13 protein-coding genes are annotated in these 13,471 nt (G+C 53.1%); 9 read left to right on the forward strand and 4 right to left on the reverse strand.

Translation table 11 applies throughout. The features are described 5' to 3' along the window. Positions 1-106 precede the first annotated feature (106 nt). Complete coding sequence (gcvP, locus tag OGV71_RS23720; RefSeq protein ID WP_204583291.1) at positions 107-2,980, forward strand: aminomethyl-transferring glycine dehydrogenase; 2,874 nt, start codon at positions 107-109, stop codon at positions 2,978-2,980. A 61-nt stretch (positions 2,981-3,041) separates the two neighbouring features. Further along, positions 3,042-3,785, forward strand: a complete 744-nt coding sequence (locus tag OGV71_RS23725; RefSeq protein ID WP_204583292.1) for an SDR family oxidoreductase — start codon at positions 3,042-3,044, stop codon at positions 3,783-3,785. Between the two features lie 93 nt (positions 3,786-3,878). Here the strand turns inward: OGV71_RS23725 and bglA are convergent, their stop codons facing one another. Together bglA and OGV71_RS23735 are read right to left on the reverse strand one after the other, a co-directional pair. Continuing rightward, a complete protein-coding gene (gene bglA, locus OGV71_RS23730; RefSeq protein WP_102191048.1) occupies positions 3,879-5,312 on the reverse strand; it encodes a 6-phospho-beta-glucosidase BglA in 1,434 nt (477 codons plus the stop codon). Positions 5,313-5,431: 119 nt separating this feature from the next. Further along, complete coding sequence (locus tag OGV71_RS23735) at positions 5,432-6,160, reverse strand: MurR/RpiR family transcriptional regulator (RefSeq protein ID WP_003838265.1); 729 nt, start codon at positions 6,158-6,160, stop codon at positions 5,432-5,434. A 52-nt stretch (positions 6,161-6,212) separates the two neighbouring features. Between OGV71_RS23735 and yqfB the strand changes: the two genes are divergently transcribed. Further along, positions 6,213-6,524, forward strand: coding sequence for a N(4)-acetylcytidine aminohydrolase (yqfB, locus tag OGV71_RS23740; RefSeq protein ID WP_003026949.1), 312 nt, complete (start codon positions 6,213-6,215; stop codon positions 6,522-6,524). A gap of 162 nt (positions 6,525-6,686) precedes the next feature. Beyond that, positions 6,687-7,346, forward strand: coding sequence for a PAQR family membrane homeostasis protein TrhA (gene trhA / locus OGV71_RS23745; protein WP_003026947.1), 660 nt, complete (start codon positions 6,687-6,689; stop codon positions 7,344-7,346). Positions 7,347-7,439: 93 nt separating this feature from the next. Here the strand turns inward: trhA and ygfZ are convergent, their stop codons facing one another. Next, positions 7,440-8,420, reverse strand: a complete 981-nt coding sequence (gene ygfZ, locus OGV71_RS23750) for a tRNA-modifying protein YgfZ (RefSeq protein WP_204583293.1) — start codon at positions 8,418-8,420, stop codon at positions 7,440-7,442. Positions 8,421-8,676: 256 nt separating this feature from the next. On the opposite strand from ygfZ, the gene sdhE reads away from it, so the two are divergent. Both sdhE and OGV71_RS23760 read left to right on the forward strand, forming a co-directional pair. After that, entirely contained in the window at positions 8,677-8,943 is a 267-nt protein-coding gene (gene sdhE / locus OGV71_RS23755; protein ID WP_003026938.1) for an FAD assembly factor SdhE, read from the forward strand. Beyond that, a complete protein-coding gene (locus tag OGV71_RS23760) occupies positions 8,924-9,331 on the forward strand; it encodes a protein YgfX (RefSeq protein WP_003026936.1) in 408 nt (135 codons plus the stop codon). The genes sdhE and OGV71_RS23760 overlap by 20 nt, the downstream gene beginning before the upstream one ends. Positions 9,332-9,375: 44 nt before the next feature. Here OGV71_RS23760 and fldB read toward each other — a convergent pair whose 3' ends face one another. Beyond that, entirely contained in the window at positions 9,376-9,897 is a 522-nt protein-coding gene (gene fldB / locus OGV71_RS23765) for a flavodoxin FldB (RefSeq protein WP_003026933.1), read from the reverse strand. A gap of 113 nt (positions 9,898-10,010) precedes the next feature. On the opposite strand from fldB, the gene xerD reads away from it, so the two are divergent. The 3 genes from xerD to recJ are packed head-to-tail and all read left to right on the forward strand — an operon-like array spanning position 10,011 to position 13,383. Next, positions 10,011-10,907 (forward strand): site-specific tyrosine recombinase XerD, encoded by an 897-nt coding sequence (gene xerD / locus OGV71_RS23770; protein WP_003026928.1) that lies wholly within the window; start codon positions 10,011-10,013, stop codon positions 10,905-10,907. Positions 10,908-10,930: 23 nt separating this feature from the next. After that, complete coding sequence (gene dsbC / locus OGV71_RS23775) at positions 10,931-11,644, forward strand: bifunctional protein-disulfide isomerase/oxidoreductase DsbC (RefSeq protein WP_003825520.1); 714 nt, start codon at positions 10,931-10,933, stop codon at positions 11,642-11,644. Positions 11,645-11,649: 5 nt separating this feature from the next. After that, entirely contained in the window at positions 11,650-13,383 is a 1,734-nt protein-coding gene (recJ, locus tag OGV71_RS23780) for a single-stranded-DNA-specific exonuclease RecJ (protein WP_204583294.1), read from the forward strand. The last annotated feature ends 88 nt before the right edge of the window (positions 13,384-13,471 follow it).

A 13,471-nucleotide genomic window follows, 5' to 3' on the forward strand; every position in this document is an offset into this window, starting at 1 on the left:
GCTTATCCGGCCTACAAAGCATGCGTAGACCCGGTAAGCGCTAGCGCTGCCGGGCTCGTAGACAGAGACAATCACGATTCACTGCACGTTTCAGGAACCATCGCCCATGACACAGACGTTAAGCCAGCTTGAAAACAGCGGCGCTTTCATTGAACGCCACATCGGACCGGACGCCGCGCAGCAGCAAGAGATGCTGAATGCGGTTGGCGCCGAGTCGTTAAACGCGCTGATCGGCCAGATTGTGCCGAAAGACATTCAGCTCGCAACCCCGCCGCAGGTGGGCGAGGCGGCGACCGAATACGCTGCGCTGGCTGAATTAAAAGCCATCGCTGGGCGTAACAAGCGCTTCACGTCCTACATTGGTATGGGCTACACCGCCGTGCAGTTGCCACCGGTTATCCTGCGCAACATGCTGGAAAACCCGGGCTGGTACACTGCGTATACGCCGTATCAGCCGGAAGTCTCTCAGGGGCGTCTGGAAGCGCTGCTCAACTTCCAGCAGGTCACACTGGATCTGACCGGTCTGGACATGGCCTCCGCCTCTCTGCTGGATGAAGCCACCGCGGCGGCTGAAGCGATGGCGATGGCAAAACGCGTCAGCAAACTGAAAAACGCCAACCGCTTCTTCGTTGCGGCTGATGTTCATCCGCAAACGCTGGACGTCGTGCGTACTCGTGCACAAACCTTTGGTTTTGAGGTGATTGTTGATGACGCGGCGAAAGCACTGGATCACCAGGATGTGTTTGGCGTGCTGTTGCAGCAGGTTGGCACCACCGGTGAAGTGCATGACTACAGCAAACTGATTACCGAGCTGAAATCCCGTAAAGTTGTGGTCAGTGTCGCTGCCGACTTTATGGCGCTGGTACTGCTGACTGCTCCGGGCAAACAGGGCGCGGATATCGTTTTCGGTTCTGCACAACGCTTCGGCGTACCGATGGGTTACGGTGGCCCACACGCGGCATTCTTCGCCGCTAAAGACGAATTCAAACGCTCCATGCCAGGCCGTATTATCGGCGTCTCCAAAGATGCGGCGGGCAATACCGCACTGCGCATGGCGATGCAGACTCGTGAGCAGCATATCCGCCGCGAGAAAGCGAACTCCAACATTTGTACCTCGCAGGTCCTGCTGGCCAACATCGCCAGTCTGTATGCTGTTTATCATGGTCCAGTTGGCCTGAAACGCATTGCTAATCGCATCCACCGCCTGACTGATATCCTGGCAGCCGGTCTGCAACAGAAAGGATTGAAGCTGCGTCATGCGCACTACTTCGACACCCTGTGCGTTGAAGTAGCCGATAAGGCCGCAGTGCTGGCGCGTGCCGAAGCGGCAGAAATCAACCTGCGTAGCGATATCCATAACGCGGTAGGTATTACGCTCGATGAAACCACCACCCGTGAAAACGTGGTGCAGTTGTTCAATGTACTGCTGGGCGACAGTCACGCTCTGAACATCGATACGCTGGATAAAGACGTGGCGCTCGACAGCCGTTCTATTCAGGAAAGCATGCTGCGTGACGATGCGATCCTCAGCCATCCGGTGTTCAACCGCTATCACAGTGAAACCGAGATGATGCGCTACATGCACTCACTGGAGCGTAAAGATCTGGCGCTGAATCAGGCAATGATCCCGCTGGGTTCCTGCACCATGAAGCTCAACGCCGCTGCCGAGATGATCCCTATCACCTGGCCTGAATTCGCTGAGCTGCATCCGTTCTGCCCGCCAGAGCAGGCTGAAGGTTATCACCAGATGATCGGCCAGCTTTCCGAGTGGTTGGTTAAACTGACCGGTTATGATGCCGTCTGCATGCAGCCGAACTCCGGTGCGCAGGGCGAGTATGCGGGTCTGCTGGCGATTCGTCATTATCACGAAAGCCGTAACGAAGGTCATCGCGATATCTGCTTGATCCCGGCTTCTGCCCACGGTACCAACCCGGCATCTGCACAGATGGCGGGTATGCAGGTAGTGGTGGTCGCCTGTGATAAGAACGGCAACATCGACCTGGACGATCTGCGAGCAAAAGCAGAACAACATGCCGACAACCTTTCTTGCATCATGGTGACATACCCATCCACCCACGGCGTTTATGAAGAAACGATCCGTGAAGTGTGCGACGTTGTGCACCAGTTCGGCGGCCAGGTTTACCTTGATGGCGCTAACATGAACGCTCAGGTTGGGATCACCACGCCGGGCTTTATTGGCGCAGATGTCTCGCACCTCAACCTGCATAAAACATTCTGCATTCCGCACGGCGGCGGCGGCCCAGGTATGGGACCGATCGGCGTGAAATCACATCTGGCGCCGTTTGTACCGGGCCACAGCGTAGTGCAGATTGAAGGGATGCTGACCCGTCAGGGCGCAGTTTCTGCGGCGCCGTTCGGTAGCGCATCCATTCTGCCAATCAGCTGGATGTACATCCGTATGATGGGCGCAGAAGGTCTGAAGCAGGCAAGCCAGGTGGCGATTCTTAACGCTAACTACATTGCCAGCCGTCTGAAAGATGCTTATCCGGTACTGTATACCGGTCGCGATGGTCGCGTGGCGCATGAATGTATTCTCGACATTCGTCCACTGAAAGAAGAGACCGGCATCAGCGAACTGGATATTGCCAAGCGCCTAATCGATTACGGTTTCCATGCGCCGACTATGTCATTCCCGGTCGCGGGTACCCTGATGGTTGAACCGACTGAATCTGAAAGCAAAGTGGAACTGGATCGCTTTATCAATGCGATGCTGGCAATCCGCTCTGAGATCGATCGCGTGAAAGCCGGTGAATGGTCACTGGAAGATAACCCGCTGGTTAACTCACCGCACACGCAAAACGAGCTGGTCGCGGAGTGGAATCACGGTTATAGCCGCGAAATCGCCGTCTTCCCGGCGGGTGTGGCGAACAAATACTGGCCAACCGTGAAACGCCTTGATGACGTTTACGGTGACCGTAACCTGTTCTGCTCCTGTGTACCGATGAGCGAATATCAGTAATCTGCTGATTCAACTATCTTTTAAAGGCGCTTCGGCGCCTTTATTTTTTGGGAGAAACGTTATGGCTATAGCATTGGTGACGGGCGGCAGTCGTGGCATTGGTCGAGCAACCGCGCTGCAACTGGCGCAAGAGGGTTACACGGTCGCCGTGAATTTTCATCACAATATTCGTGCGGCAACCGAGGTGGTGAACAGCATCGTCGCTGCAGGCGGTAAAGCATTTGCTTTGCGTGCGGATATCAGTGATGAAAGCCAGGTGGTGGCAATGTTTGAGTCTATTGACCGTGAAGGCGAGCAACTGACTGCCCTGGTGAATAATGCCGGGATCTTGTTTGAGCAAAGCACGGTCGAAAACTTAACCGCCGAACGAATTAATCGCGTACTGGCAACCAACGTTACCGGCTATTTTCTGTGCTGTCGGGAAGCGGTAAAGCGCATGTCGTTCAAGCACGGCGGTCAGGGTGGCGCGATTGTAAATGTCTCTTCGGCGGCATCGCGGCTTGGTGCGCCATTCGAATATGTTGATTACGCGGCCTCGAAAGGTGCTGTGGACACGCTCACCACCGGCCTGGCGCTGGAGGTTGCGGCGCAAGGGATCCGCGTAAACTGCGTGCGACCAGGTCTTATCTACACTGAAATGCACGCATCAGGCGGCGAGCCGGGAAGGGTCGATCGCGTGAAATCACTGTTGCCTATGCAGCGTGGCGGGCAGCCGGAAGAAGTCGCGCAGGCAATTACCTGGCTGTTGAGCGAGAAGGCATCTTACGTAACGGGCAGTTTTCTTGAACTGGCGGGCGGGAAGTAGGGACTTGATTGCCGGATAGCGCTGCGTTTATCCAGCCTACGGGAGTATAACCTGTAGGCTGGACAAGGCGTTTACGCCGCCATCCGGCAAAAATTACAGATTCTCGCCGTTGCTGGCAATCACCTCTTTGTACCAGTCAAAACTCTTCTTTCGTGAACGCGACATATCGCCGGTGCCGTCGTCATGTTTGTTCACGTAGATAAAGCCGTAACGTTTGCTGTACTGACCGGTGGTAAACGATACGCAGTCGATGCAGCCCCATGGCGTGTAGCCCATCAGGTCTACGCCATCATAGGTCACCGCTTTCATCATTTCTTCGATGTGGGCGCGCAGATAGTCGATGCGATAGTCGTCGTTGATGCTGCCGTCTTCTTCTACTTTGTCATAAGCGCCAAACCCGTTTTCAACGATAAACAGCGGCTTCTGGTAGCGTTCATACAGCTCACATAAGGCATAGCGTAGACCGACGGGGTCAATCTGCCAGCCCCAGTCGGAGGCTTTTACGTGCGGGTTCGGTACGCTGCCCTCAAAACCAGAAATGGCATCGCCGCTGCCGCCTTCCGCTTTTACCGCGTTGGTCATGTAGTAACTGAATCCGAGATAGTCACAGGTGCCTTCACGCAGGATTTGCTCATCGCCGGCCTCCATTCGGATGTTGAATTCGCGGCGTTCCCACTCGTTCAGTACATATGATGGATAGTAGCCGCGCAGCTGAACGTCAGTGAAAACGTAGCGCTCACGCATCGATTCCTGCGCGAACATCACATCTTCAGGCTTACAGGAGAACGGGTACAGTGGCACCATCGCCAGCATGCAGCCTACTTTCATTTCCGGGTTGATGCGACGTGCCGCCTTTACCGCCAGCGCGCTGGCCACGAACTGGTGATGCAGCACCTGGTACATAGTCTCTTCAGGGTTTTCATGCTCGGTATACACCACGCCGGAGCAGCAATAGCCAAACAGCGGCGCGCGCCAGTTACGCTGGTTGTTGATCTCATTGAAGGTCATCCAGTATTTGACCTTGTGCTTATAGCGCTCAAAAACGACTTCAGCAAAACGGACAAAGAAATCGACGACTTTACGATTGGTCCAGCTACCGTACTGTTGAACCAGGTGCAGCGGCATTTCAAAGTGGGAAAGGGTGATGACTGGTTCAATGTTGTACTTCAGCAGTTCATCGAACATGTCGTCGTAGAACTTTAGCCCTTCTTCATTCGGTTGGATTTCGTCCCCTTTGGGGAAGATACGGGTCCAGGCGATGGAGGTACGGAAGCATTTGAACCCCATCTCGGCAAACAGCTTGATGTCTTCTTTGTAATGACTGTAAAAATCGACAGCTTCGTGGTTGGGGTAGTACTTACCGGGCTCAACTTCCTGAGTGATTTCTCGCGGAACACCGTGTGCCCCTCCGGTCAGTACGTCGCAAATGCTGGGGCCTTTGCCACCTTTGTTCCAGCCGCCTTCAACCTGGTGCGCCGCAACCGCGCCGCCCCATAAAAAATCGTTTGGTAAGGTAAGTTTTTTCATCTGCGCTCAGTCTCAAATTAATACAATCTGATTTTGAGTCTAACAAAGGAAAGATAAATGTCACGATATAACAAAATAGCGTAAATGTGATTTGTTACATCAAAAAAACAGATTGTTTTTTACGCTATTCTTTTCGCCAGCTTGCGACCGAGTGATTCCAGAATATAAATAACGGGGATCTGCGTGGTTATATCGTATACCCCGGCAATACGTGTTTGTGGAACATGCCAGGAGAGGTTAAAGTCGGCGAGTTTCGCCAGGCGAGAGTGTTCATGGCTGGTGACCGACAGAACCTTACAGTTGTGCAGACTGAACTGGCTGGCAAAGCGCAGGATCTCTTCTGTTTCACCAGATACGGAAAGCACGATCGCCAGCGCGTTTCTGGCCATGTCGTTAGTTACCGGGAAATAAGGATCGTCAATGTGATTACTGAATTTACCGACGTTTGAGAAAAAACGTGCGCCATATTTTGCCAGCGCTCCAGACGTTCCTGCTCCGACGAATATAATACGTTCGGACGATAATATAATATCAACAGCCTGATCGAGCAGTTTATCGAACTCGTCGTTATTGACGCCTTTAAAGAAACTGATAATTTCGCTGGCACCGAAATTAGCCTGTTGCGGTTCATTCTGCTCTAAATATAATTTGAAGCGCACGCGAAATTCTGAGTAACCTTCACATTTAAGCTTGCGGCAAAAGCGCAGTACGGTGGTAGTGGAAACACCCACGGCATCGGCCAGCTCGCGAATGGTCATGTACATGACTTTGTCACGGTTTTTGATGACATAGTTGTAGACCAGCATCTCAAGATTGTTGAGACTGGCGATGGCAGCGTGGGAGAACATACTCACAATGGCAAAACTCACTCATCAGACTTCATCTACAGGGAATAATAACATGCAGCCAAATGACATCACTTTTTTTCAGCGTTTCCAGGATGACATTCTGGCCGGACGCAAGACCATCACCATTCGTGACGAGTCCGAATCACACTTCAAAGCCGGGGACATTTTACGGGTTGGGCGCTTCGAAGATGACGGTTACTTCTGCACGATTGAGGTTGTTGGCACCTCAACCGTCACGCTGGATACGCTAACGGATAAACATGCCCAGCAGGAAAACATGACGCTTGAAGAACTTAAACATGTGATTGCCGAGATTTACCCGAATCAGACGCAATTTTATGTGATTGATTTTAAATGCCTTTGATTTAAAGAAACATCTGTTAGTTGAAAAATCACTTACAACACAATGATTTTAAAGGATTAATATTAATGTGATATTTATTTTAGCTAACAGGTGTTCACTGGAACCATTCTCAGTTACGCTAGAGGCGCAATAACGAAAGTGTTCGTTTCTGGGGAGTAACTTATGGTTCAGAAGCCATTAATCGCGCAGGGATATTCGTTGGCAGAGGAAATAGCCAATAGCATCAGTCACGGTATCGGGCTGGTGTTTGGGATTGTCGGACTGGTGTTATTACTGGTCCAGGCAGTAGATACCAACGCCAGCGCTATGGCCATTACCAGCTATAGCCTGTACGGCGGCAGCATGATCCTGCTGTTCCTCGCCTCAACCTTGTATCACGCGATCCCCCATCAGAGAGCGAAAGTCTGGCTGAAAAAATTTGACCACTGTGCGATTTATCTGCTGATTGCCGGGACCTACACGCCATTTCTGCTGGTGGGGCTTGATTCGCCGCTGGCACGTGGACTGATGATTGTTATCTGGAGCCTGGCGCTGATCGGTATTTTATTCAAACTGACCATTGCGCACCGATTTAAGGTTCTGTCGCTGGTAACCTACCTGACAATGGGCTGGCTATCGCTGATTGTGGTGTATCAACTGGCGGTTAAGTTGGCAGCGGGAGGCGTGACGTTGCTGGCTGTTGGCGGTGTGGTGTATTCCCTGGGCGTAATTTTCTACGTCTGTAAGCGTATTCCTTATAACCATGCGATCTGGCACGGCTTTGTGCTGGGCGGCAGCGTTTGCCACTTCCTGGCGATCTATCTGTACGTTGGTCAGGCGTAATCACTGACGCCGGATGGAGGCTAGCGCCTTATCCGGCCTACAAAACAAAAGCCAGCATGCCTGATAGACGCATCGCAATCAGGCATTATTCATTTACTCTTCCAGCGAATACGGCAGCGGTACGATTTGCAGCGTTTTTGCGTCGTCACGAACGCGGAACACGCTGTCGGCCTCCATGTCGTTATTCATCACAACTTGCACCAGTACCTGACCATCGGCCAGTTTTACTGCGGCAAGTACGGTACCGGTACGACGCCAGTTCTCGCCCATTTTTAATTCAAGGTCTTCGCCAGCTTCCGGTACTCGACCGGCGGCACCCGCCAAAGTCCACATGGCGCGTTTATTGGCTCCGCGGAATTTTGCACGAGCAACCATTTCCTGACCGGTGTAGCAGCCTTTTTTAAAGCTGATCCCGCCCAAAGCCTGCAGATTGGTAGCCTGTGGAATAAACTGTGCACTGTTGGCTGTATCAATAACGGGGATACCCGCTTCGATATCCAGCGCCAGCCACTGCTGGCTGTTATTTAACTCTGCTTCGCCACGCAGCTTTTCAACCAAGGTTTCTGCTGTGGTGGCATCAACGATTAGCAGAAAACGTTCAGCAGGGTGTTCGAACCACAATACCGTGGAGGCACCTTCGGTAATGGCCTGCTTATCACTGTTCGGTAATTCGCTAAAGAGATTGGCCAGCGCTGCACGTGCCTGGAATCCCGCAACGCCCAGCAGGACACGCTCGTCATCCGGGGCAATCGCCACCTTCGAGAAGACCGCGTATTTTTTCAGCTCGGTGAGCTGCGCATCACGCAGGCTACGGCGCTCAAGCCATGCAAAACCGTCACCCTGTCGGAACAGACGCAGGTTGCTCCACATTTTACCTTTGGCGTCACAATGTGCAGCTAACAGGTGCTGATGCTCGGTCATCTGGCTGACATCCGCCGTGACCTGACCCTGAATATACTTCTCACTGTCGACACCGGTGATGGTGGCGAGCGCCCAGTCATCGAGCGTCATTAGCGTCAGAGGCAAACGCGTTGACGCGAAAGGCTGGCGAGGAGGAAAAGATGTAAAAGCCATAATAATGTCCTGATTTGCTTAACGCAGTGATAATGACTAATGGTAAAAGAGCTATGGCCCATTGCAAGCGGTTTAAACAGGCTATTTGTGCCATATATTGCGCTTTGCGAGGAAACATCAAAAAATGGTGAATCCTTTGGCTTAATAAGGTTTTATTTAGCGAGCGAGCTTCAGTTTACTGATATTCCCGTAAAAGAGCGGGAAAAACACGTTACAATAGCGGGATACTTCGTTTTCGCGAGACAGGGAGAAGAACATGGATATTAACAACAAAGCACGTATTCATTGGGCATGCCGCCGCGGTATGCGTGAGCTGGACATCTCGATCATGCCGTTTTTCGAACATGAATATGACAGCTTAAGTGACGAAGAAAAGCGTATCTTTATCCGTCTGCTAGAATGTGATGATCCAGATTTATTTAACTGGTTGATGAATCATGGGAAACCAGCTGATGCTGAGCTGGAGCAGATGGTGCGACTTATCCAGACACGGAATCGGGAACGTGGTCCAGTGGCAATCTGATTTACGCGTATCATGGCGCGCGCAGTGGCTTTCACTGCTAATTCATGGGCTGGTCGCGGTGTTTATTTTATTGATGCCCTGGCCATTGAGCTACACCCCATTATGGCTGGTTTTGCTCTCTCTGGTGGTATTCGATAGCGTTCGCAGTCAGCGTCGAATCAACGCCTGTCAGGGTGAGATTCGGCTGTTGATGGATGGCCGTCTGCGCTGGCAAGGGCAAGAGTGGTCTATCGTTAGCGCCCCCTGGATGGTTAAAACAGGCATGATGCTGCGTTTGCGCTCTGATGCCGGAAAACGTCAACATTTGTGGCTGGCGGCAGACAGTATGGATGATGCAGAGTGGCGGGATTTACGGCGGTTGATGCTGCAAAAGGCGAAGCAGAAGTAGCACTGACGGTAAGGTTGCGACCTTAGCCGTCAGTCGGCAGAAATTCAGGACCAGTGTTCGGCCATTTCGCCAAGAATTTGCTCGCACCAGGCCTGAATGCGTTCATCGCTGAGATCGTACTGGTTCGTTTCATCCAGCGCCAAACCAACAAACAGCTGTCCATCGGCAATGACGGGTTTATCGCTGGTGAATTCGTAGCCTTCGGTGGGCCAGTAGCCGACAAACTTTACACCTTTGGTGATCAGTTTATCGTGCAACATACCCAGCGCATCCAGGAACCATTCACCGTATCCCAACTGATCGCCCATACCGTAAAGCGCGACAATCTTTCCTTCCAGGTTGAGGTCGTCCAGTTGCTCCCAGACCGCTTCCCAGTCCTCCTGAATTTCACCGAAATCCCAGGTTGGGATGCCCAAAATGAGCACGTCATACTGCTCCATTAGGGTCGGGGAATCGTCTTTGAGGTTGTGCAGTGTCACCAGTTCGGGACCCAGGATATCGCGGATTTTTTCTGCTGCCATTTCGGTGTAGCAGGTGCTGGAACCGTAAAAAAGACCCATGTTCATGACGTAAACATCTCAATTCTGCTGTAGCGTTGCGGGTAGTGTAACAGAATCGCCGCAATCCCGGCACAATGAGGCATAATGCATCAAAAATGAGAGTGGAATAAGGGGCGCGAGTGGAACAGGATCTGGCGCGCATCGAGCAGTTTCTTGATGCCCTGTGGCTGGAACGAAATCTGGCGGAAAACACATTAAGTGCGTATCGTCGCGATCTGACCATGCTTGTGGAATGGTTACATCACCGCGGCGCTTCGCTTGCGACCGCGCAAAGTGATGATCTGCAAGCCTTGCTGGCTGAGCGGATGGATGGAGGGTATAAAGCCACCAGTTCTGCACGTTTGCTCAGTGCGACGCGACGTTTTTTTCAGCATCTGTACCGCGAAAAATATCGCGAAGATGACCCCAGCGCCTCGCTTGCATCACCTAAACTTCCGCAGCGTCTGCCCAAAGATCTCAGCGAAGCGCAGGTAGAACGACTGCTGCAGGCGCCGCTTATCGATCAACCGCTGGAGCTACGCGACAAGGCCATGCTGGAAGTGTTGTATGCAACGGGCCTGCGCGTGTCTGAACTGGTAGGACTGACGATGAGTGACGTCAGCCTGCGTCAGGGCGTGGTACGGGTGATCGGTAAAGGTAACAAAGAGCGCCTTGTCCCGTTGGGTGAGGAGGCAGTGTACTGGCTGGAAACATACCTGGAGCATGGGCGTCCATGGTTGCTCAACGGCGTATCGATTGATGTGCTGTTTCCTAGTCAGCGGGCGCAACAGATGACCCGTCAGACCTTCTGGCATCGTATCAAACACTATGCTGTGTTGGCGGGAATCGACAGCGAAAAGCTGTCACCGCACGTCCTGCGGCACGCATTTGCCACGCATCTGCTCAACCATGGCGCAGATCTGCGCGTGGTGCAGATGCTACTGGGGCATAGCGATCTCTCGACAACGCAAATTTATACTCATGTCGCAACGGAGCGCTTGCGGCAACTACATCAACAGCATCACCCGCGAGCGTGAGTGCTGACAGGATAGGATAGGCTATGAAAAAACGTTTTATGATGTTCACCCTGCTGGCGACGGCGTTTTCCGGCATGGTACATGCAGACGACGCGGCAATTCGCCAGTCATTAGCAAAGCTGGGTGTGCAGAGCACCGAGATTCAACCTGCTCCGGTTGCGGGCATGAAAACCGTACTGACCAATAGCGGCGTGCTGTACGTAACTGAAGACGGTAAACATATTATTCAGGGACCGATGTATGACGTGAGCGGCGCAAGTCCGGTGAACGTCACCAACCAACTGCTGATGAAGCATCTGAACGCGCTGGAAAAAGAGATGATCATCTACAAAGCGCCGCAGGAAAAACACGTCATTACTGTTTTCACCGACATCACTTGTGGTTACTGCCACAAGCTGCATGAAGAGATGAAAGATTACAATGCGTTGGGGATCACCGTACGTTATCTGGCCTTCCCACGTCAGGGGCTGGACAGCCAGGCTGAGCAGGACATGAAGTCTATCTGGTGTGCTAAGGACAAAAACAAAGCCTTTGACGACGCGATGACTGGCAAGGGTGTAAAAGCGGCGACCTGTGATGTGGATATCGCTAACCACTATGCGCTGGGCGTACAGTTTGGCGTCAGCGGTACACCGGCGATTGTGCTGAGCAATGGCTATGTCGTACCTGGTTATCAGGGCCCGAAAGAGATGAAAGAATTCCTCGACGCACATGCAAAACAAACCAGCGGTAAATAATTCGCGTGAAACAACAGATACAACTTCGTCGGCGTGAGGCCGACGAGACCGCCGAGCTACCTGCCGACTTGCCGCCACTGCTGCGCCGTTTATACGCCAGCCGTGGTGTACGTAGCGCGCAGGAGCTTGAGCGTAGCGTGAAAGGCATGCTGCCGTGGCAACATTTGAACGGCGTCGAAAAAGCGGTTGAGATCCTCTACAACGCCTTTCGCGAAGGAACCCGAATCATCGTTGTCGGCGATTTTGATGCTGATGGTGCGACCAGCACGGCGCTAAGCATCCTGGCGATGCGCGCGTTGGGCTGCAGTAACGTTGACTACCTGGTGCCAAATCGTTTTGAAGACGGTTATGGTTTAAGCCCGGAAGTCGTTGATCAGGCCCATGCCCGGGGCGCTCAGCTGATTGTCACCGTAGACAACGGCATCTCGTCTCACGCGGGTGTCGAACATGCCAGAACGTTGGGGATCCCGGTCGTTGTGACCGATCACCACCTGCCAGGGGATACGCTGCCGGGCGCAGAGGCTATCATCAACCCTAACCTGCCCGACTGTGAATTCCCGTCGAAATCGCTGGCTGGCGTTGGTGTGGCCTTCTACTTGATGCTGGCGCTGCGCACGTTTTTGCGTGACAAAGGCTGGTTTGATGAACGCGGCATTGCACCGCCGAACCTGGCGGATTTGCTCGATCTGGTTGCACTTGGCACGGTGGCGGACGTGGTCCCGCTGGATGCCAATAACCGTATTCTGACGTGGCAAGGCTTAAGCCGTATCCGCGCCGGAAAGTGTCGCCCTGGTATTAAAGCGCTGCTGGAGATTTCCAATCGCGACCCCCTAAAGCTGGCAGCCAGTGATTTAGGTTTTGCCCTCGGGCCACGGCTGAATGCGGCGGGCCGTCTGGACGATATGTCCGTTGGTGTGGCGCTGTTGCTGTGCGACAACATTGGCGAAGCGCGTGTGCTGGCCAATGAGCTTGATGCGCTCAACCAGACGCGCAAAGAGATCGAGCAGGGTATGCAGGCCGAAGCACTGACTTTGTGTGAAAAGCTGGAACGCAGTAGCGATACGCTACCGGGCGGCCTGGCAATGTATCATCCCGAGTGGCATCAGGGCGTTGTGGGGATTCTGGCATCGCGTATTAAAGAGCGATTCCATCGCCCAGTAATAGCGTTTGCCCCGGCAGGTGACGGTACTCTCAAAGGATCCGGGCGTTCGATTCAGGGGCTGCACATGCGCGATGCGCTGGAGCGCCTGGACACCCTTTATCCGGGCATGATCCTCAAGTTTGGCGGTCACGCCATGGCGGCGGGTTTATCGCTTGAAGAGGCGCAGTTTGAGCGTTTCCAGCAGCGTTTTGGCGAGCTGGTAACCGAGTGGCTGGATCCTGCCTTACTGCAAGGTGAAGTGGTGTCGGATGGCCCACTGAGCGCGGCGGAGATGACCATGGATATCGCACAAATGCTGCGCGATGCCGGACCGTGGGGGCAAATGTTCCCGGAACCGCTGTTTGACGGGCATTTCCGTTTGCTCCAGCAGCGTCTGGTCGGTGAGCGTCATCTGAAGGTGATGGTCGAGCCCGTGGGCGGTGGTCCGCTGCTGGACGGTATTGCGTTTAATGTCGATACCACCTGCTGGCCGGACAACGGCGTGCGCGAAGTTCAGCTTGCCTACAAACTGGATATTAACGAGTTTCGCGGCAACCGCAGCTTGCAGATTATAATCGACAATATCTGGCCACTTTAGCGTCACTAATCGCTATAAAAAAGGGCGTGGATTAGTTACAATCCCGCTCTTATCACCGCATTTTGACTAGTCCAATAAAAGAAATCAG

The sequence above is a fragment of the Citrobacter sp. Cf088 genome (assembly GCF_030334295.1).
Classification (GTDB): domain Bacteria; phylum Pseudomonadota; class Gammaproteobacteria; order Enterobacterales; family Enterobacteriaceae; genus Citrobacter; species Citrobacter freundii.